This is a genomic window from Bacillus sp. 275, assembly GCF_001999205.1.
Taxonomy (GTDB): domain Bacteria; phylum Bacillota; class Bacilli; order Bacillales; family Bacillaceae; genus Bacillus; species Bacillus velezensis.
On the sequence record NZ_CP019626.1, the window covers coordinates 1397501 to 1416810 of the forward strand.

A 19310-nucleotide genomic window follows, 5' to 3' on the forward strand; every position below is an offset into this window, starting at 1 on the left:
TCCAGCTTCACGCAGTCGAGTTGCAGACTGCGATCCGAACTGAGAACAGATTTGTGGGATTGGCTTAACCTCGCGGTTTCGCTGCCCTTTGTTCTGTCCATTGTAGCACGTGTGTAGCCCAGGTCATAAGGGGCATGATGATTTGACGTCATCCCCACCTTCCTCCGGTTTGTCACCGGCAGTCACCTTAGAGTGCCCAACTGAATGCTGGCAACTAAGATCAAGGGTTGCGCTCGTTGCGGGACTTAACCCAACATCTCACGACACGAGCTGACGACAACCATGCACCACCTGTCACTCTGCCCCCGAAGGGGACGTCCTATCTCTAGGATTGTCAGAGGATGTCAAGACCTGGTAAGGTTCTTCGCGTTGCTTCGAATTAAACCACATGCTCCACCGCTTGTGCGGGCCCCCGTCAATTCCTTTGAGTTTCAGTCTTGCGACCGTACTCCCCAGGCGGAGTGCTTAATGCGTTAGCTGCAGCACTAAGGGGCGGAAACCCCCTAACACTTAGCACTCATCGTTTACGGCGTGGACTACCAGGGTATCTAATCCTGTTCGCTCCCCACGCTTTCGCTCCTCAGCGTCAGTTACAGACCAGAGAGTCGCCTTCGCCACTGGTGTTCCTCCACATCTCTACGCATTTCACCGCTACACGTGGAATTCCACTCTCCTCTTCTGCACTCAAGTTCCCCAGTTTCCAATGACCCTCCCCGGTTGAGCCGGGGGCTTTCACATCAGACTTAAGAAACCGCCTGCGAGCCCTTTACGCCCAATAATTCCGGACAACGCTTGCCACCTACGTATTACCGCGGCTGCTGGCACGTAGTTAGCCGTGGCTTTCTGGTTAGGTACCGTCAAGGTGCCGCCCTATTTGAACGGCACTTGTTCTTCCCTAACAACAGAGCTTTACGATCCGAAAACCTTCATCACTCACGCGGCGTTGCTCCGTCAGACTTTCGTCCATTGCGGAAGATTCCCTACTGCTGCCTCCCGTAGGAGTCTGGGCCGTGTCTCAGTCCCAGTGTGGCCGATCACCCTCTCAGGTCGGCTACGCATCGTCGCCTTGGTGAGCCGTTACCTCACCAACTAGCTAATGCGCCGCGGGTCCATCTGTAAGTGGTAGCCGAAGCCACCTTTTATGTCTGAACCATGCGGTTCAAACAACCATCCGGTATTAGCCCCGGTTTCCCGGAGTTATCCCAGTCTTACAGGCAGGTTACCCACGTGTTACTCACCCGTCCGCCGCTAACATCAGGGAGCAAGCTCCCATCTGTCCGCTCGACTTGCATGTATTAGGCACGCCGCCAGCGTTCGTCCTGAGCCAGGATCAAACTCTCCGATAAAGTAGTTTGACTGACTACGCACATCGCTGTGCGATTTATTTAAAACTTTGAATTAACAGGTACGTTTTGTCTTGTTTAGTTTTCAAAGATCATTATAATGGAGCGGGTGATGAGAATCGAACTCACGACATCAGCTTGGAAGGCTGAGGTTTTACCACTAAACTACACCCGCGTTTGAATTGGCGCGCCCGAGAGGAGTCGAACCCCTAACCTTTTGATCCGTAGTCAAACGCTCTATCCAATTGAGCTACGGGCGCTTATCAGGCGACTTAACTATCATACTACCAATCAGTTATGATGTCAAGTGTTTTTTTATTTCTTTTCGAAGTCTTTTTCTCGACCTCATTCATTATACACGCTTTTGAGAATTTGTAAAGTCTTTTTTTAAAGATCATTTTCTCATTTGTCGTTTTCGCTTTGTTCATCAGCGACGTTTAATAATATACCACGCACTTTAAATTAGGTCAACACTTTTACGAAACTTTTTTCTCACTTGTTATTCCCTTCTATATAATAAATAAAAAAGCAGGATTCCTAGGAACCCCGCGTCTATTCAGATTACCCGCTCACCTTGGCTTCCGCGCTATTACGATCTGTTTTTTCATAAGCACGGAAGTTTTGTTCAAGCTGTTCGAGCGACAGACCTTTCGTTTCCGGAAGGAACCTTTTCACAAATATAACGGACGCTATCCCTAACAAGACAAAAATGAAGAAGGTTGCAGACAATCCGATGTTTGCGAGCAGGACCGGAAAAGTGAAACCCACAAGGAAGTTCACGATCCAGAGGCAGAAGACAGTGACCCCCATACCAAGTCCCCGCAATCGAAGCGGGAATATCTCCGACAGCATCAGCCAGGTCACCGGAGAGACAGCCCCCTGCTGAAACGCAAGGAAAGTGACTGTTAATGAAAGAACCACATAAGGAAGAGCAGGCGATCCTTTCAGCACGACAGACAGAACTCCGATCAAAAGCAGCACCGCAGTCGTTCCGATCAGCCCCGTCATCAGCATCGGGCGGCGGCCGACTTTGCCGAGAAGCCATATTCCTACAAAAGTCGCGAGCACCGAAATCACACCGTTAGCGATATTGCCGATTAATGCGGCTTTTGTCTCGAAACCGGCATCTTTTAAAATTTGAGTTCCATAATACATAATTGAATTCACGCCGGTGAGCTGCTGCACTACCGCAATTCCGATCCCGATAAACACAATGCGGCGCACCCACGGAACGGCAAGATCCTTAAAGGCGGCCTGCTCCATCTCAGCTTCCTTATGAAAGGCAGATTCAATCTCAGCGAGCTCAGACTTCGCTTTCTCTTCATTCCTTATTCGCCGGAGAACGCGCAGAGCATCTTCTTTTCTTCTTTTAGAAACCAGCCAGCGCGGACTTTCAGGAACTTTCAGCATACCGAAAAACAAGAATACCGCCGGAAGGGCCGCGATAACGAGCATATAGCGCCAGGCGTGAGAGGTATCACCAAGCACATTGCCGATGATAGCATTACACGTGAAGGCAAGCAGCTGGCCTGTTACAATCATCAATTCATTTTGGGTAACCATTCTCCCTCGGCTTTCCGCCGGCGACATTTCAGCCAAATACGCTGGAACGGTTACGGATGCTCCCCCGACGGCAAGCCCCAGCAGAAAACGGGAGATGACCATAACAGATACGTTAGGCGCCAGTGTACATCCAAGCGTCGCTGCAAAGAACAAAACGGCAAGGATAAGGATATTTTTACGTCTGCCGTTATAGTCCGACAATCTCCCTCCGAAAACTGCTCCGATCGCAGCCCCCAAGAGCAGGGAGCTCGCCACCATCCCTTCAGTCAAAGCGGTAAGATTAAGCTGGTCAGCTTCCGCCATAAACGGCAGCGCCCCATTAATTACACCTGTATCGTAGCCGAAAAGCAGACCCCCGAACGTCGATACTAAAATGATGGTTCTCAAAAATGAATGCTGGCTGCTATTTTTATTCATCTTCAAATCCTCCTAGTTTTTACATAGAGATAATATCGGAATATTCAGTTATCAATATTTGCACCTATAACGTCTGCATACAAGTTCTGACCGTCCAAAACAGTTATATAAGAAGAAAATAATCCGAAAGCGTTATCATTTATAGTGATTATCCGCTCTCCCCTCTCGTCAAATTGTTATTTTATAGTTACTTTGTAGTGAAGTTATAATAATATTATTGGCATTTATGTTATTATCATAATTTTAAAAGCGCTTTCAGTCAATGAATATTTCAGAAAATTTTATAACTTACCTTTATATTACCTATATGTAATCAATTTATGTTTTTAATCAACTCATTTTCACTATATGATCAATAGTTAATCTCTTTTCGATAAACAATTGATCATATAGTGAAAACCCCCAATCAGCAGTTGGGGGTTTTTGATTTATTCTTCGTTGATTGTAACGATCGTTCTTCCTCTCGCTTCTCCTTTTAAAAGAGCAGGAAGCGTATCCGGCAGCTCTTCAAGTGTAATTTCCTTTTGAATAAAGGCCTCCAGATCTGCAGGCTTGAAGTCATCAGCTAAACGCTGCCATGTTTTCTTTCTTGTCTCCATCGGACAGAATACGGAATCGATTCCCAAGAGACTGACGCCGCGCAATATAAACGGAAAGACTGTAGCCAAGAGTTTCGTTCCCGCTGTCAGTCCGCTCACAGCAACTGATCCGCCGTACTGAATCTGACTGAGAACTGAAGCAAGCGGCTCACCTCCGACCGGATCGACGGCCGCTGCCCATTTTTGTTTTTGCATTGGTTTTAACGTGCCGTTATACACTTCGTCACGGTGAATGACCGTCTTTGCCCCGAGGCTCTTCAAATAGCCGCTTTCGTCTTCTTTTCCCGTACTGGCCTCGACCTCGTAACCTAAGGTTGAAAGAATGGAGACGGCAAAGCTTCCGACGCCGCCTGTCGCTCCTGTCACCAGCACCTTCCCTTTTTCAGGAGCGGCATGGTTTTCTTCAAGACGCTGGACGGACAATGCGGCAGTGAAGCCGGCGGTTCCGATCGTCATGGCTTCTTTAAGTGTCAGACCTTCAGGCAGCGGCACGATCCAATCTGCCGGAATGCGGGCCATCCCGCTATAACCGCCAAAGCGGGAAACACCTATGCCGTAGCTTGTCGCAATGACTTTATCCCCCTCTTTGAAACGGGCGTCATCTGAGGAAACGACGATTCCTGCTAAATCAATTCCCGGCACGAAAGGATACGACGTTACGATCTTGCCGTCAGGAATGGCAGCCAAGCTGTCTTTATAATTCACCCCTGAGTAGCAAACCTTAATCAGCACTTCACCCTCGGGAAGGTCCTGAAGCGCCAGCTCCCGTACGCTGACTGAAAACCGGTCTTCACGTTGATCGACTACTAACGCTTTAAATTGATCTGTCATTACTACGTCTCCTTAAAATGAATTGAATGGCTTTGGAAAAGCATAAAATAAGTTTGATTTGTTTTCAAATGTCCTGCCCCGTGTAGTATGATCAAAAGTAAAAACAGCGAAAGAGTGGTTACGCATCATGTCTGATAAACAAAACAAAGATAACAAAAACAACAACAGCAGCAATCAGCCATTACCGGACATTATTCATACCGCCGTTTTCAAGGCGCCGATACAAGTTGTCTGGGATACGGTCTCCACTGCGGACGGCCTGTCTCTCTGGTTTATGCCGAATGATTTCACACCTCAAGAAGACAGTGAGTTTCAGCTGGAATCTCCGTTCGGTCCGTCTCCGTGCAAGCTGCTGGATATTGAAGCGCCGTACCGCCTTTCTTTTTCGTGGGATACGGAAGGCTGGATCGTTTCTTTTGTCTTAAAGGAAACGGAAAGCGGAGATACGGAATTCACTCTCATTCACGGCGGATGGAAAGAGCCGGAAGCCGTCATCAATAAAGTCAATCGGAAAAGCTCCGAGATTCACAGTACGATGGATCAAGGATGGAACGGGCTTGTCAACACGAAACTTCGCGGAGCGGTTGAGGCTTAACACAAAAGGACGGACACGCTTTCCGTCCTTTTTTTGATGCCGATACATAAAAACTGACTTTGCAAAGACACTAACAGAAGAACCGAAAACTTCTTTCAGGGGGCGCTGTTTATGTATTATTACAAAGAAGAGCTGATCAATATCATTAAACCGGACAAGCCGGATCCGGCCGCGGCCAAGGTGCTTCAGGAAATTTTAGGCGGGCACTACGGAGAAATGCGGACGATGATGCAATACTTTTTCCAAAGCTCTAATTTCAGAGGAAAAGAAAAACAGTTCCGTGACCTGCTTCGCGGTGTATTTTTAGAAGAGATCGCACACGTTGAGCTTGTACAGCATACGATCAATGCGCTGCTCGACGAAAGCGGCGCTGAGGGCCCCGGAAATCAGGCGGCAGATCAGGCGCCGCTTGACGAAGCAGTGAAACACGCCAATCCGCACCATTTTATCATCGGAGCGCAAAGTTCTCTTCCTGTAGACGCCGGCGGCAATCCATGGAACGGGTCTTGGGTATACAACCACGGGAATCTGATTTCCGATTTATTGGACAATGTCGTGCTGGAATCAACCGGCGTACTGCAAAAGACACGCATTTATGAAATGAGTTCAAATCAGACGTTCAGAGAAACACTCGGTTTTCTGATCGTCCGTGACAACGCCCATCAAAATGCATTTACAAAAGCGTTGGAAACACTGGGTGTCGAATGGGGCAAATTATTTCCCGTGCCGAATTATGATATTGAAAAATACCCGGAATGCCGGAAATTCGTTGAGATGGGTTATCATAATACCCAATTTAATTTCAGACTGGATCCGACACGGATCGGAGAAATTCTGCAGGGAACGACGCCGAGCCGAAACGGCGGCGAATTAAGTGTGTCCGAGCCTCCTAAAGGTTTCCCCGTGCCGGAACTTCCTGAGCTTCCGAATGAGCACAGCCCCGGACTGAAAGATATGAACTTGTAACAAAAAACGCCTGTTTCGGGCGTTTTTTGTTTTTCTGAATATGAGGTTTGAATGTGTTTAAAACGGGGAATATAAGCCGGGAGATCTTGCCATACGGCCGTTATTATAATGTGAGCACATTGCTGTACATACTTCGTTTCGAAAGTTGTCCTAATTTTCCAGCCGGCCGGCTGGGTATGTTTGAATGATAATGGGAATTATGTAAAGAGAACAATGTCTTTTCTAAGGAGGCAGCGAATGTCTAAGCAAGGAAACTTCCAGAAAACTATGTCACTTTTTGATCTTATTTTAATCGGCATGGGAGCCATATTCGGTTCGGCATGGCTGTTTGCCGTCAGTAACGTCGCCTCTAAAGCGGGTCCATCAGGCGTTTTTTCCTGGCTGATCGGCGGGGGAATCATCTTATTGATCGGCTTGGTTTATGCGGAACTGGGCGCCGCGCTGCCGCGGACCGGGGGAATTATCCGGTATCCCGTATATTCACACGGACACCTCGTCGGATATTTAATTTCCTTTGTCACCATTGTGGCATACACGAGTCTTATTTCTATAGAAGTCACGGCAGTCCGCCAATACGTGGCGTATTGGTTTCCCGGTTTGACCGTAAAAGGCTCCGATTCTCCGACAATTGCCGGGTGGATATTGCAATTTGCGCTGCTCTGCCTGTTCTTCCTCCTCAATTACTGGAGTGTCAAAACCTTTGCGAAAGCAAACTTCATTATTTCGATTTTTAAATATGTCGTACCGATTACGGTAATTGTGGTACTGATTTTTCATTTTCACCCGGGCAATATGACCGTTCACGGATTCTCGCCTTTTGGTTTCACCGGAATTCAGGCCGCGATTTCCACAGGCGGCGTCATGTTTGCATATCTTGGGCTGCATCCGATTGTGGCTGTCGCGAGTGAAGTGCAGAACCCGAAGCGGAACATTCCGATCGCATTGATTGTCTGTATTATCGTGTCTACTATTATTTACACCGTGCTGCAGCTCACTTTTATAGGGGCGATCCCGGCGGATACCCTGAAGCACGGATGGCCGGCTATCGGGACTGAATTCTCCCTTCCGTTCAAAGATATCGCCGTTTTGCTCGGTTTGGGGTGGCTGGCGACATTGGTCATTTTAGATGCGATTTTATCACCGGGCGGTAACGGAAATATCTTTATGAATACGACTTCACGTCTCGTCTATGCCTGGGCCAGAAACGGAACATTATTCAGCATTTTTTCTAAAGTCAATAAAGAAACCGGGACACCGCGCGCCTCCCTTTGGCTTTCGTTCGGTCTGGCTGTTTTTTGGACGCTTCCGTTCCCTTCTTGGAACGCTCTTGTCAACGTATGCTCCGTCGCATTGATTCTGTCTTATGCGATTGCGCCGATTTCTTCTGCGGCGCTGAGAGTCAACGCGAAGAATATTAACAGACCGTTTTATTTAAAAGGGATGAGCATCATCGGGCCGCTGTCGTTTATTTTTACCTCTTATATTGTATATTGGTCCGGATGGCGCACCGTATCCTGGCTTCTCGGTTCTCAAATTGTCATGTTTCTGATCTATCTCTGTTTCAGTAAATATGCTCCCAAAGATGATGTCAGCATACGGCAGCAGCTGAAGTCAGCATGGTGGATCGTCGGCTTTTATGTCATGATGCTGATTTTCTCCTATCTCGGCTCGTTCGGCCACGGATTGGGCATTATCAGCAATCCGCTTGACCTGATTCTGATCGCCATCGGTTCGCTCGGTATTTATTACTGGGCAAAATATACGGGTCTGCCGAAGGCTATGATCGACAGTGATAAATGACGAATACCGGAAAGAAGTATGGTCTTCTTTCCGGTATTTTTATTTTAAGGGATGACAAAAAAGAGAACATGCGATAAAATGAATGACAGTCATTCATAAAAGGAGGAACCCCTCTATTGGCAAAACAAAGCTCGGGAAAATACGAAAAGATCCTGCAAGCCGCGATTGAAGTCATTTCTGAAAAAGGATTAGACAAAGCATCCATTTCAGAAATCGTCAAAAAAGCCGGAACGGCCCAAGGTACGTTTTACTTATATTTTTCTTCTAAAAACGCACTGATATCCGCGATTGCAGAAAACCTGCTCGACACTACGCTGGACAGAATAAAAGGGAAAACGGACGGTTCTGAAGATTTTTGGACGTTGCTGGACATTTTGGTAGATGAGACATTTCACATCACCCGGCTTCATAAAGATATTATCGTTCTCTGTTATTCCGGTCTTGCCATTGATCATTCAATGGAGAAATGGGAAGCCATTTATCAGCCTTATTATTCCTGGCTGGAAGGCGTGATCAATACGGCCATTGAACAGGGTGAGGTTCACAGCGGCATTCATGTCAGATGGACGGCCAGAACGATTATCAACGTTGTCGAGAACGCGGCTGAACGGTTTTATATCGGCTGTGAACAGGATGTCGATCTCGAAGTATATAAAAAAGAAATATTCAGCTTTCTCAAAAGAAGCTTGCAGAAATGATTGGCGGAGACCGATCATTTTTGACCGCCGTAAAAATGACTGACATTCATTCATAACTGAGGTGACTGTATCATGTATTGGCTGCTTGTATTGATAGCCGGACTGTTAGAAGTAGTTTGGGCGTCCGCCCTGAAGCATGCGGATTCGCTCTTTGATTGGATTGGTATTTTCCTTCTGATTGCCGTCAGCTTTCTGATGCTGATCCGCTCTTATAAAAAAATTCCGATGGCTGCCGCATATACCGTTTTTGTCGGAATAGGCACCGTCGGCACATATGTAACGGGCGTCATTTTAGGCGAATCGTTTTCAATCGGGCAAATATTCTTTTTGGCTTTGCTGTTGTCCGGCATTTTAGGAATGAAGGTATTTACGAAAGAAACTGAAACAAGGGGTGAACATTAATGGCATGGCTGCTGTTATTTATTGCCGGAGCGGAGGAAATTGTAGCGGCCGTTGCCATGAAACATATTGACGGTTTTAAAAAAAAGTGGCCGCTGATTGTCATGGTAACAGGCTTTATGCTTTCATTCTTTTGCCTTTCCGGAGCGATGCAGGTTCTTCCCACAGGTGTCGCGTATGCGGCTTGGACCGGCATGGGAAGCATCGGCGTTTCGGCCGTGGGCATACTTTGGTTTAAAGAAAAATTCAATCTGTCACAATTGGTGTCTCTGGGGCTTATCCTCATCGGTGTCATCGGCTTAAAACTGACAGCGTGACGGCCTGAGACAGCTTTTCAAATAAAAAACAAAGGACCCTAAACGGGCCCTTTGTTTTTTTATGCTGTTTTGATCTGTTCCGCTTTTCCCGCTCCGACTCCGAAAATAAATATCAGAACGGAGACTGCGATCAGCATGAATAACGGAACCGTCCAGCCGTGCGTGATGTCATGCAGCAAACCGAATACGAGCGGCCCGAACGCGGCAAGCAGGTATCCGAATGACTGAGCCATGCCGGAAAGCGCCGCGGCTTCATGAACATGCCGTGTCCGCAGGCTGAAGAACATCATCGCCAAGCTGAACGCACATCCTCCCGCAATTCCGATCAAAATGACCCATAGCGGAGTGAGAGCCGGGCTTCCGAAAAGAACGCCGGCAATGCCGATAAGGAAAAATAAAGCCGTCAGTCCGGCGAGTGCGCGCTGATTTTTCATTTTAGCGGCAGCGATCGGCACGATAAAAGTAATCGGCAGGACTGAGAATTGCATTAATGAAAGCATCCATCCCGCCTTACTTGAGCTGAGACCATTCTGCTGAAGAATTTCCGGCAGCCAAGCGATGACGGTGTAAAAAATAAGGGATTGCAGCCCCATGAACATCGTCACCTTCCAAGCAAGCGGAGACCGCAGCAGACTGCTTTTCTTCTCTCCGTTTGTCCCAGTCGTGCGGACGGGCAGTTCGCGTCCTCGCATTTGCGGAATCCACATGACAAACGCAATGAAAGAAAGGATAGCCCAGCAGCCGAGCGCGCCTTTCCAGCCTAACCCCGCTGAAGAGGCGATCGGCACGCTGATGCCGGATGCAATCGCGCCGCACAGATTCATAGAAACCGAGTAGACGCCGGTCATGATGCCTAAATTTCCGGGAAACTTATGTTTAATGAGACTCGGCAGCAGGACGTTGCATACGGCGATCGACAATCCCAACAGAATCGTTCCGAAAAAGAGAGTGCCGATTCCGGCGATGGAGCGCAGCAGAGTTCCGGCTGTCAGGACAATTAATGATGACAGTAAGACAATCTCGGTACCGAAGCGCCGGGACAATAAAGGAACAAACGGTGACAGACATGCAAATGCCAAAAGCGGCACTGTCGTAATGGTGCCGGCAGCCGCATTGGTCATGCCGAGGCTGTCCCGAATTGAGGAAACGAGCGGCCCGACCGATGTCAGAGGCGCTCTGAGGTTGGCCCCTATCAATATGACTCCGATGACCAGCAATATCAGTTTTTTACGCTGACTTGCTTGCAGAATTTGATGTTCGTCTTTAATTTTCATGTTCATCCTCCATGTGTATTGTATCTTTAAATACTGTGATGTATTGGTTGACGGCCTCCATGGCCTGATCCGGTTTCTGTCCGATAATCGCGGCGGCAAGCTGGGTGTGAATCCGTATAGCAGGGGTGATTTCCAACAGGTTATGGACTGACGCACAAAGCGCCTCCGTCATATGCTCGTAAAGATCAGAAAGCATGTTGTTATGGGCCGCCTGTACAATGGTTTTGTGCAGTTTAATGTCAGCCTCGGCATACCGTTTTCGATCTTCATTTTGCAAGGCCGCTTCACATTCATCCAAGCATGCCTTCAGTGCTTTCAGGTCTTCGTCATTACGCCTTTCCGCCGCCAATCGCGCAGCTTCTCGTTCGAGTGCGTATCTGACTTCTAATGTTTCAAGCAAATTTGATTTTTTAATATGGCGGTAAAATGCCGCGCCGAGAACACTGGATGAGCTGACATACGTACCGCTCCCCTGCCTTGTCTGAAGCAGGCCGGCATGTACGAGCGCCCGAATGGCCTCACGCAATGTGTTTCGGCTCACATCAAATTGCTTCATTAAATCCAGCTCAGGGGGAATGCGCGTCCCGACCGGCCATTTATCCGATTGAATTAACGATTCAATTTGCGTCACCACTTGTTCTACGAGCGACAGTCTGCTTGTTTTGGATATCTCCATCAAAACACCTCTGAAATTTGTAGGATGATTCTATCATTGGGTAATATAACATAAAAGAAGCGAAGATGTAAATCAGCGGCAACAAAAAAAGAGTGAGTTTTTCTCTCACTCTTCGGCGCTTTTATGAACGTTTTATATTGACTGAGGTCACGACAAACTTGTCATGACGGTGGCGGGAAAATGAATATTCAAAGGGAGTGCCGTTGTCCAAAAAGCCTACATGCTCGACTTCAAGTATCGGGTCATCCGGCCGGCAGCCGAGATATTGCTGATCCATATCATCCGACTTGCACGCTCTGATTTTTCTGTGTGAGCCTGCGATTTTGAGCTGGAGTTCCCGTGTAATATGATCGTAGATGGAATGGTTGAGCACCTCGTCATTAATGCCGGGTATAAGGCTCGCCGGCATGTACGTTTTTTCAAGAACGTACGGTTCGCCTTCAACAATTCTGAGCCTTACTACATAATAGACGGGAGTCTTTTCATCGATGGCCAAATGTGCGGCGACATCTTGAGACGGAAACTGCACTTCAAACCGGATGACCTTGCTCTTGATATTTTTTCCTTTTAACAAATTGCTCAAGCCGAGAATTTCGTTGCTGACTACGTGAACGTGCTCATCCTGCATGGCTGATTGAATGATAAACGTGCCGTGCCCTCTTTTTCTGAAAAGCATCCCTTCAGCCGCAAGTGTATCAAGCGCCCGCTTCATTGTCATCCGGCTGCACCCGAACTCCGCAGCGAGCGTCTTTTCATCCGGGATCGGCTGATCTATGTCATATACACTGCTTTTAATCCTCTTTCTCATTTCGTTGGCGATTTTTTCGTACTTATTCATCGGTTTCCTCCGGCTGTATAATGTTTGATCTGTATAGACTCCTTACGGTTATCATAAATTTTTTTCCCTGCTTCATCAATGACGTTACAGCCGCCGATATTGAAAATGAAAGGATTTCCTTGAATTTTCTATGGAATCTCCCTCACTATTATGGTAGAATTTTTTGCAGAAACGGACACAACCGAATATTGCATACATTGTATAACCTCAATGATATGGTTTGAGGGTGTCTACCAGGAACCGTAAAATCCTGATTACAAAAATTGTCCCGTACACTTTTTGTAATCAGGATTTTTTATTTTCTAAAAAATAAAAAAAGGAGTATCTGTACATGAATTTCAAAGTATTTCTGCTTGCAGCATCTACCATCGCAGTCGGATTGGTTGAATTAATTGTGGGCGGTATTCTTCCGCAAATCGCTTCCGACTTAGATATATCTATCGTCAGCGCGGGGCAGCTGATCAGCGTGTTTGCGCTCGGTTACGCGGTATCCGGCCCGCTGCTTTTGGCGGTGACGGCAAAGGCTGAACGAAAGCGGCTTTATTTAATCGCACTGTTTATTTTCTTCCTAAGTAATCTGGTGGCTTATTTCAGTCCCAATTTCGCCGTACTTATGGTGTCACGGGTGCTCGCTTCCATGAGCACAGGGCTGATTGTCGTCCTTTCTTTAACGATTGCTCCTAAAATCGTGGCGCCTGAATACAGAGCGCGGGCGATCGGCATCATTTTCATGGGGTTCAGCTCCGCAATCGCTTTAGGCGTGCCTGTCGGCATTATCATCAGCAATGCCTTCGGATGGCGCGTTCTGTTCTTGGGAATCGGCGTATTATCTCTCGTTTCCATGCTGATCATCAGCGTCTTTTTCGAAAAAATACCTGCTGAAAAAATGATTCCGTTTCGTGAGCAGATCAAGACGATCGGGACCGCCAAAATTGCCAGCGCACATCTTGTCACCTTGTTTACATTGGCGGGGCATTACACACTCTATGCCTACTTTGCGCCTTTTTTGGAAAGAACGCTTCATTTGAGTTCCGTTTGGGTCAGTGTATGCTACTTTTTGTTCGGTCTGTCAGCGGTATGCGGCGGCCCGTTCGGAGGCTGGCTGTATGACCGTTTAGGAGCATTTAAAAGCATCATGCTTGTGACCGTTTCTTTCGCTCTGATCCTGTTTATTCTTCCGCTGACAACGGTTTCTATAATCATTTTCCTGCCTGCGATGGTGATCTGGGGATTGCTCAGCTGGAGCCTTGCGCCTGCGCAGCAAAGTTATTTAATCAAAATTGCGCCTGAGTCTTCCGATATTCAGCAAAGCTTCAACACGTCCGCTTTGCAGATCGGCATCGCGCTCGGGTCAGCCATCGGCGGCGGCGTGATCGGACAAACCGGTTCAGTCACAGCAACAGCCTGGTGCGGCGGTTTGATTGTCATTATCGCTGTCGCGTTAGCTGTATTCTCTTTAACGAGACCCGCTTTGAAAAGAAAATCCGCATAAATGTGAGACCGCAAAAAAGCCAAAGGAGTTCCTTCGGCTTTTGCGGTCTTTTTATTTTGCGGCAGCAAGCTCGTCTTCTGTCACCCATTTATGATTGGTTACTTTTTGGCCGCCGTCAGTCGGTGTATAGTCGACCATATAAACGGTTGTCTTTTTGGCTGAATCAATAACGGCTTCGGCGCCCTTCATGCCTTTCATATGGGATGCCTCGATCACGGCCTTGTCACCCGGTTTTAACGTTTTATCACCGGCGCCCTTCAGCTCTTCCTGAATGACCCATTTATGATCTTCGACGCGCTTTCCTCCCGTTTCCGGAGTGTAAGATACACTGTAAACCGTTGTATCATAAGCACCTTTTACGGTTCCTTGCGCATTTTTCATGCCTTTCATATGAGAAGCTAAAATCATGACGTCACTGCCGACCTTATAAGTCGGATTTTCTGCCTTCTTTAAACCTTTCGGCACCTCGGATGAACCCGAGTGATTCATGTCTTCGTGAGAGTGCGTTTCTTTGTCTTTCGCTTTTTCGCTTCCTCCTGAAGATTGGCTGTTGCATCCGGCAAGCGCCAGAACGGGGATCAGGAGAAACATGCTGAATAAAAATAGTCTCGCTTTCATTTCAAGAACTCCTTTGCCTTTTTGATTTTTCACTTTCCCTTTCGTTTCTTCAGTAAAACAAAAAGATGGCCTGTCATTTCTCCTAATTCTTCAAATCTCTCTTTATTGCCTTTCATCAGGTGAAATTGTTCACAAAATGTACACATTAATGGAGATGCAGTATAATTCAATTATCAGATAATAGGGGGAACTCATCATGAAAACGAAGGTTTTTGCGGTGGTATTGGGCGCTGTTTTAATGATTGCGGGGTTGGTTTTGGCAGAGGTTTCGCTTTATATGGAATACATCACAATGCTCGGAGCTATGATTTTTTCTTCTATATTTATGTCAGAGCCGAAAAGAAAATTTCGCGTCATCAAAGAGGTTTGACTTTTCTATTACCGCCGTCTTCTCAGGACGGCGGTTTTGTTTTGCATGTCACTCAGTCTATCCGCAAAGCCGTTTCTTCTGTGCCGTCCTGATATAAAACGAAATGCGGGGCTGTTTGTGCTTTATCACCTGCAAATTCAATTTCAAGCGGCAGCGCCCTGACAAAATAACGGGTTTCCGTCATTGGGAATAATTCGAATGGAGTCTGCCCGACTATTGTAAGATACAATCGGTTTTCTTTTACCGCCACCGATGCATGTGTGTCATCCTGAAATGAGTAATTGCCGGTAAATCTGCTGTAAATCGCAGGATCGATATCTGCTTTTTTCTGATCTGCCGGACGTTTCGGAATCACGTATGGCTGATCAAATAAGATGTTTACAGCCGCGGCAATTACAGCTTGTTCAAATTGATACGATTGTTCCATATTGCTGAGATAAATCAATGTTTTATTCTGGTCAATATACCGGATCATCAGAGTTGAATAGCCCGGCCAGCCTCCGTCGTGACTGATAACCTTCCCTTTTTGGGGGCTGTTTTGAATCATCCAGCCAAATCCGTATCCGAATTGCTCTTCTTCATTCCAATAGCCCGGTGTAAACGCTTGATCTTTAGACTCTTTGCCGATGATTGCTTCCGTATAAAGAGCCTGATCAAACAGATATAAATCTCTAATAGCGGAGTTAACGGTTCCGTCACCTTGAATTCCGTCAAGAAAGACGACATAATCAGTTTCCTCAAGTTCATCCGGCAGCACATATTCTCCGGAATGAACATCATACACATAGCCATATGCATAGTTCGGAATGTTTTCTTTACTCAGCCTTCTGTTATAAATCCGCGTATCGTGCATACGAAGCGGATGAAATACGGCTTGTTTCATAAATTCAGCAAAACTCATGCCTGATACAATTTCTATAATAACCGCTAACACCACATACCCCGTATTACTGTAAAGCCACTCCTTGCCCGGCGGGAAATAAGCATCCGGCTTATGCTGCTTGAGCATATTGATCACATCTTGATTAACGGCAATTCTGTCCCGGTCCCAATGTGTTAAGAACAACTCCATATAGTCCGGCAATCCTGACGTATGATGGAGTAAATGCCGAATGGTAATGCCCGGATAAGGAAAATCAGGAAGCCATCGCTCTATCATATCGTCATAACGCAGCTTCCCTTGCTGCTCTAAAATGATAACGCCTAAAGCTGTAAACGGCTTCGATACTGAGGCCAATTCAAAGACCGATTGGTCATTCAGCATCCTCTTTGTTTTCAGTTCTGCAGCGCCGAATGAACCCTGGTATAAGATGCGGCCGTTTTCCGCTGCCAATACAGCGCCGTTTATTTCATGTCTTTCGTCTAAAGTGCTGAAAAGCTGTTCAAACGCTTGTTTTTTCTTATCGTTCATTTCACGAACCCCCATATACAAGCTGATTTACTCTTTTATACGAGCGGCCGCTTTAGAAGTTTCAATATTTTCCCTTCTCAAAACACCAGTCGGTATACTGCCGTTCAGGCAGCCGCGGAGGTTTGATGAAGGTCTTTTATTCACACAATACTGTGCAGGCTTCGAATTCAACATGCTTCTCGTCTTTATTTGCACCGGCAATTTCCATGGTCGAAAACATCGCGCAGACGACAGCTTTGTATTCGTTCATGACGGTTTGAATTTCAATCAGGAACCGTTCGGATGAAGCCGCGTATTCCGTTACGTACTCTTTCATTTTGCCGATAATATCATCTGCCTGACGGCTGAAGCCGGCCGCCTCCAAGTCACTCTCAAACTGGTTTTTGTTGATCATATGAATATGCATTTTTTAAAGGCTCCTTTCAGCAGCATTTTGTGGTTATATCTACTGTAAAGGACAGGCTTGGATAAACTTTTAATAAAATATGAACAAAATATGAATTGGCTCATCGGCCTGACCGGCGGGCTTTCGGCTGTACTCCGTTTCATTTGGACTACATGAAAAAATGACTTCTTTACTCTGTTAAAAACAGCTCATATATGATCTAATACCAGTAAAATGTTTAGGAGGCGGCCTATGTCAGCAGCAGGAAATCGGCAAAAATTTTGGGTCATGGCGATGCTTATAGCGGTCTTTGCCGTGTTCGTTTTCTCTTTTTCTGAGAATCATTCACAAAAGGACTGGCACACGGCGGTTGACCAGGCGTCTGTGAATGTCTTCGGCCAGCAGATCTTTGAAAAAAACCGTCTGGCAAAAACACTCGACGCACGTGAGGCAGAATCTCTTCTGACTCTTGTGAAACTTGCAAATGAAGAACATCACATCATCTAAAAGCCATTATAAAAAGCCTGTTTCCCTTTGGCAGAGGAAACAGGCTTTTTCCATGTATTATTGAGCATGTTTTTGTTCAATAAACCGGTCGATCCGGGCAAGGACATCCTTCATGTCCGTACATTCTCTAAAGCTTTCATTAATGGCTTGAATGCCTTGTTTGTATTTTCCGTTATGCAGCACTTCTTCCGCTGCAAGCCTTACCTTTTCAGCGCTTACTTCATCTTTTTGCACGGTATAGCCTGCATCCAATTCAGTCAGGCGGCGCGCAACCATCGGCTGGTCTTTATCGTGCGGGATGACGACCAGCGGCACTTGATAATGAATGCCTTCATTTACACTGTTCATTCCGCCATGCGTGACAAACACGTCGGCCTGCTCCAGCACTTCAAGCTGCGGCACGTACGGGGCGATGATAAAGTTTTCCGGCGCCTGTTTGATTTTCGACAGATCGGCTTTTTCCCCGGCGGCAATGACTACTTTTCCTTCAAAATCTGAGAACGCGTCTATGCACAGATTGAAAAACGCTTCCGTGTCCCCGAGCACCGTTCCCATTGAGATATAAATGACTTTTTCATTCTTTAATGCGTCAATCGGGAAGTCGACGCGCCCTTTTCTCTTCGGAAAACTCGGACCGATAAATAAATACTCATCTCCGAATGTCTCACTTTCGGGCTGAAAATATCTGCTTGTATAGACGACGTTCAATTCACCTGTGTTGTTCATAAATTGAACCATGCTGTCAGGGGCGACACCGTATTTGTCTTTCATCTCGGCCAACAGCTCTTCACATTCCCTGTCCGGCTGAAACGGCACGCCCGATTCCGGGTGGAGCGGCAGTATTTTCAGACGGTCTTCATTGAACAGGAAGGACGCTGAAGAAGAGATGCCGGGAATGTTGAGATAATCCCGCACCAGCTCTCCCGCACCGAATTTATCATAATAGACGGCGTCGAATTGAATGTCCTCTGCCAGCCGCTGCACAATATGTAAAATCTCCAGTGACGTTTTGATATGAACCTTTAAAAATGCAAGTATGCCGGACGGACTGCCGGGATCAATAGGTGTCATTCTGAGCAGATCGCTGTGAAGATGAACTTTCGCCCCTACTCCTTCCAGTCTGCTTTTGTATTTTTCCGTTGAGATATAATGAACGTGATCGCCCCGTTCGCTGAAGGCCTTTGTCATACCCAATGTCGGATTTACGTGTCCTTCTGCAGGAAAATTGATCATCAGAATATGTTTCGCCATTTTTCAAACTCCTTTGCCTTTTTTGCGTCTCTTCCATATCCATCATAAATGACGCGGAAAAAATCATGCAAGGAACATCCGTCAGGTCTTTATGACGGTTCGATGACATCGGCAAAAAAAAGACAAGGCTTTTCGCCTTGTCTATCGTGATGATTCGTCTGTTTCTTCCGCTCTCAGCACGCCTTTCAGATGTTCTTCATCATGCTTGAGATGCTCCGTCATATATTGCACGGCTTTTGTTTTGTCGCCCTTTTTTATTTCTTCAAAGATTTTTCGGTGCTCATGCAGAATAACCTCCGCACGTTCATCGCCTTTAAAATTAAGAACTCTGCAAAAATGAATCAGCACATTGACATGCTCAAGCAGCATGGCCAGCCGGCTGTTGCGGCTGAAATCCACAAGGAGCCGATGAAACGACTCGTTTAAGGAAATAATCTCAGTCTCTTTGACGCCTTTATTGATGGCTTCTTCCGTCTCGCGCAGCTGTTTTTCAATGAGGTCAATTTCACTCTCAGCCGCTTCATCAATAACCAGTTCGACCGCCAGTGATTCAAGTAACATTCTGATTTTATAAATCTCTTCAACATCCTTAACGGACAAAGAATAAATGACAAAGCCGTTTCGATCGTCTGCCGTCAGAAGCCCGTCCTTTTCAAGGAGCCGCATGGCTTCTCTGACCGGCGACCGGCTGACTCCGAAATCCTTGGCCAGCTGAGTCTCATTCAGCCGTTCACCCGGTTTAAAAATCCCGTCAAATATCATTTTTTTCAATTGGGAATAAAATTGCAGATAATACGGGATTGGCTTATCTAATTTAAAATTATCCATCTTTCCTACCTCTTCATACAATTTAGGCCTTATTGTTACCAAGATCATATAACAGTTTATCTATGGAAGCAACATTCCCGAGCTTGTCAGCATATCGGAGGTGGCGTAATATGGAATTATAGTTGGTCGAGG

General features: G+C 46.5%; 19 protein-coding genes, 2 tRNA genes, 1 rRNA gene and 1 riboswitch (1 of these 23 cut by a window edge). Of the genes, 9 read left to right on the forward strand and 13 right to left on the reverse strand.

The annotated features are described in order from the left end of the window. The 5 genes from BZ167_RS06510 to BZ167_RS06530 form a co-directional block, all read right to left on the reverse strand. Positions 1-1346 (reverse strand): 16S ribosomal RNA (locus BZ167_RS06510); it reaches 204 nt to the left of the window's first position. Between the two features lie 98 nt (positions 1347-1444). After that, positions 1445-1518, reverse strand: a tRNA-Gly gene (locus BZ167_RS06515). An 8-nt stretch (positions 1519-1526) separates the two neighbouring features. Next, a tRNA-Arg gene (locus tag BZ167_RS06520) sits at positions 1527-1603 on the reverse strand. A 301-nt stretch (positions 1604-1904) separates the two neighbouring features. Beyond that, on the reverse strand, positions 1905-3323 hold the full coding sequence (locus BZ167_RS06525; RefSeq protein WP_077391982.1) for a sugar porter family MFS transporter: 1419 nt from the start codon (positions 3321-3323) through the stop codon (positions 1905-1907). A gap of 428 nt (positions 3324-3751) precedes the next feature. Next, positions 3752-4753: an NADPH:quinone oxidoreductase family protein gene (locus BZ167_RS06530; protein WP_061861215.1), complete on the reverse strand. Its 1002-nt coding sequence runs from the start codon at positions 4751-4753 to the stop codon at positions 3752-3754. A gap of 127 nt (positions 4754-4880) precedes the next feature. Here BZ167_RS06530 and BZ167_RS06535 point away from each other — a divergent pair, with 127 nt between their 5' ends. From BZ167_RS06535 to BZ167_RS06560, 6 genes are all read left to right on the forward strand, one after another. After that, complete coding sequence (locus BZ167_RS06535) at positions 4881-5348, forward strand: SRPBCC family protein (protein ID WP_020955414.1); 468 nt, start codon at positions 4881-4883, stop codon at positions 5346-5348. Between the two features lie 111 nt (positions 5349-5459). Next, complete coding sequence (locus BZ167_RS06540) at positions 5460-6314, forward strand: manganese catalase family protein (RefSeq protein ID WP_007409292.1); 855 nt, start codon at positions 5460-5462, stop codon at positions 6312-6314. Between the two features lie 237 nt (positions 6315-6551). Next, positions 6552-8114 carry an APC family permease gene (locus BZ167_RS06545; protein ID WP_015239284.1) on the forward strand — a complete coding sequence of 521 codons (1563 nt, stop codon included), beginning with the start codon at positions 6552-6554 and terminating at the stop codon, positions 8112-8114. 116 nt (positions 8115-8230) lie between these two features. Continuing rightward, positions 8231-8812: a TetR/AcrR family transcriptional regulator gene (locus tag BZ167_RS06550; RefSeq protein ID WP_007409294.1), complete on the forward strand. Its 582-nt coding sequence runs from the start codon at positions 8231-8233 to the stop codon at positions 8810-8812. 72 nt (positions 8813-8884) lie between these two features. Further along, the gene (locus BZ167_RS06555; RefSeq protein ID WP_003156023.1) at positions 8885-9214 is read left to right on the forward strand and encodes a DMT family transporter; all 330 of its coding nucleotides are present in this window, start codon (positions 8885-8887) and stop codon (positions 9212-9214) included. Beyond that, a complete protein-coding gene (locus BZ167_RS06560) occupies positions 9214-9528 on the forward strand; it encodes a DMT family transporter (protein ID WP_061861214.1) in 315 nt (104 codons plus the stop codon). The genes BZ167_RS06555 and BZ167_RS06560 overlap by 1 nt, the downstream gene beginning before the upstream one ends. 59 nt (positions 9529-9587) lie before the next feature. Here the strand turns inward: BZ167_RS06560 and BZ167_RS06565 are convergent, their stop codons facing one another. The 3 genes from BZ167_RS06565 to BZ167_RS06575 all read right to left on the reverse strand — a co-directional run bounded on the left by BZ167_RS06565 (position 9588) and on the right by BZ167_RS06575 (position 12316). After that, the gene (locus tag BZ167_RS06565; RefSeq protein ID WP_012116961.1) at positions 9588-10802 is read right to left on the reverse strand and encodes a CynX/NimT family MFS transporter; all 1215 of its coding nucleotides are present in this window, start codon (positions 10800-10802) and stop codon (positions 9588-9590) included. After that, positions 10792-11478, reverse strand: coding sequence for a FadR/GntR family transcriptional regulator (locus tag BZ167_RS06570; protein ID WP_007609773.1), 687 nt, complete (start codon positions 11476-11478; stop codon positions 10792-10794). The genes BZ167_RS06565 and BZ167_RS06570 overlap by 11 nt, the downstream gene beginning before the upstream one ends. 121 nt (positions 11479-11599) lie before the next feature. After that, on the reverse strand, positions 11600-12316 hold the full coding sequence (locus tag BZ167_RS06575) for a GntR family transcriptional regulator (RefSeq protein ID WP_007409298.1): 717 nt from the start codon (positions 12314-12316) through the stop codon (positions 11600-11602). A gap of 177 nt (positions 12317-12493) precedes the next feature. Beyond that, positions 12494-12593: riboswitch (purine riboswitch) on the forward strand. Positions 12594-12647: 54 nt separating this feature from the next. Here BZ167_RS06575 and BZ167_RS06580 point away from each other — a divergent pair. Beyond that, entirely contained in the window at positions 12648-13808 is a 1161-nt protein-coding gene (locus BZ167_RS06580; protein WP_031378599.1) for an MFS transporter, read from the forward strand. A 51-nt stretch (positions 13809-13859) separates the two neighbouring features. On the opposite strand, the gene BZ167_RS06585 is transcribed toward BZ167_RS06580, so the two are convergent. Continuing rightward, positions 13860-14426, reverse strand: coding sequence for a YdhK family protein (locus tag BZ167_RS06585; RefSeq protein WP_007409300.1), 567 nt, complete (start codon positions 14424-14426; stop codon positions 13860-13862). 196 nt (positions 14427-14622) lie between these two features. Between BZ167_RS06585 and BZ167_RS20320 the strand changes: the two genes are divergently transcribed. Further along, positions 14623-14796 (forward strand): hypothetical protein, encoded by a 174-nt coding sequence (locus BZ167_RS20320; RefSeq protein ID WP_165458413.1) that lies wholly within the window; start codon positions 14623-14625, stop codon positions 14794-14796. A gap of 52 nt (positions 14797-14848) precedes the next feature. On the opposite strand, the gene BZ167_RS06590 is transcribed toward BZ167_RS20320, so the two are convergent. After that, the gene (locus tag BZ167_RS06590) at positions 14849-16207 is read right to left on the reverse strand and encodes a serine hydrolase domain-containing protein (RefSeq protein WP_060675349.1); all 1359 of its coding nucleotides are present in this window, start codon (positions 16205-16207) and stop codon (positions 14849-14851) included. A gap of 136 nt (positions 16208-16343) precedes the next feature. Then, on the reverse strand, positions 16344-16613 hold the full coding sequence (locus tag BZ167_RS06595; protein ID WP_007409303.1) for a hypothetical protein: 270 nt from the start codon (positions 16611-16613) through the stop codon (positions 16344-16346). 231 nt (positions 16614-16844) lie between these two features. On the opposite strand from BZ167_RS06595, the gene BZ167_RS06600 reads away from it, so the two are divergent. Continuing rightward, positions 16845-17099 carry a hypothetical protein gene (locus BZ167_RS06600; RefSeq protein ID WP_031378602.1) on the forward strand — a complete coding sequence of 85 codons (255 nt, stop codon included), beginning with the start codon at positions 16845-16847 and terminating at the stop codon, positions 17097-17099. 57 nt (positions 17100-17156) lie between these two features. On the opposite strand, the gene BZ167_RS06605 is transcribed toward BZ167_RS06600, so the two are convergent. After that, the gene (locus tag BZ167_RS06605) at positions 17157-18350 is read right to left on the reverse strand and encodes a macrolide family glycosyltransferase (RefSeq protein WP_060675348.1); all 1194 of its coding nucleotides are present in this window, start codon (positions 18348-18350) and stop codon (positions 17157-17159) included. Positions 18351-18491: 141 nt separating this feature from the next. Further along, a complete protein-coding gene (locus tag BZ167_RS06610; RefSeq protein WP_060675347.1) occupies positions 18492-19178 on the reverse strand; it encodes a GntR family transcriptional regulator in 687 nt (228 codons plus the stop codon). Between the last annotated feature and the right edge of the window lie 132 nt (positions 19179-19310).

Coding starts and splice junctions, on each gene's coding strand:
- BZ167_RS06530 (WP_061861215.1), bottom strand. CDS start 4,753: ATGACAGATCAATTTAAAGCGTTAGTAGTCGATCAACGTGAAGACCGG.
- BZ167_RS06570 (WP_007609773.1), bottom strand. CDS start 11,478: ATGGAGATATCCAAAACAAGCAGACTGTCGCTCGTAGAACAAGTGGTG.
- BZ167_RS06525 (WP_077391982.1), bottom strand. CDS start 3,323: ATGAATAAAAATAGCAGCCAGCATTCATTTTTGAGAACCATCATTTTA.
- BZ167_RS06555 (WP_003156023.1), top strand. CDS start 8,885: ATGTATTGGCTGCTTGTATTGATAGCCGGACTGTTAGAAGTAGTTTGG.
- BZ167_RS06580 (WP_031378599.1), top strand. CDS start 12,648: ATGAATTTCAAAGTATTTCTGCTTGCAGCATCTACCATCGCAGTCGGA.
- BZ167_RS06585 (WP_007409300.1), bottom strand. CDS start 14,426: ATGAAAGCGAGACTATTTTTATTCAGCATGTTTCTCCTGATCCCCGTT.
- BZ167_RS06535 (WP_020955414.1), top strand. CDS start 4,881: ATGTCTGATAAACAAAACAAAGATAACAAAAACAACAACAGCAGCAAT.
- BZ167_RS06605 (WP_060675348.1), bottom strand. CDS start 18,350: ATGGCGAAACATATTCTGATGATCAATTTTCCTGCAGAAGGACACGTA.
- BZ167_RS06600 (WP_031378602.1), top strand. CDS start 16,845: ATGTCAGCAGCAGGAAATCGGCAAAAATTTTGGGTCATGGCGATGCTT.
- BZ167_RS06565 (WP_012116961.1), bottom strand. CDS start 10,802: ATGAAAATTAAAGACGAACATCAAATTCTGCAAGCAAGTCAGCGTAAA.
- BZ167_RS06610 (WP_060675347.1), bottom strand. CDS start 19,178: ATGGATAATTTTAAATTAGATAAGCCAATCCCGTATTATCTGCAATTT.
- BZ167_RS20320 (WP_165458413.1), top strand. CDS start 14,623: ATGAAAACGAAGGTTTTTGCGGTGGTATTGGGCGCTGTTTTAATGATT.
- BZ167_RS06560 (WP_061861214.1), top strand. CDS start 9,214: ATGGCATGGCTGCTGTTATTTATTGCCGGAGCGGAGGAAATTGTAGCG.
- BZ167_RS06590 (WP_060675349.1), bottom strand. CDS start 16,207: ATGAACGATAAGAAAAAACAAGCGTTTGAACAGCTTTTCAGCACTTTA.
- BZ167_RS06545 (WP_015239284.1), top strand. CDS start 6,552: ATGTCTAAGCAAGGAAACTTCCAGAAAACTATGTCACTTTTTGATCTT.
- BZ167_RS06575 (WP_007409298.1), bottom strand. CDS start 12,316: ATGAATAAGTACGAAAAAATCGCCAACGAAATGAGAAAGAGGATTAAA.
- BZ167_RS06595 (WP_007409303.1), bottom strand. CDS start 16,613: ATGCATATTCATATGATCAACAAAAACCAGTTTGAGAGTGACTTGGAG.
- BZ167_RS06540 (WP_007409292.1), top strand. CDS start 5,460: ATGTATTATTACAAAGAAGAGCTGATCAATATCATTAAACCGGACAAG.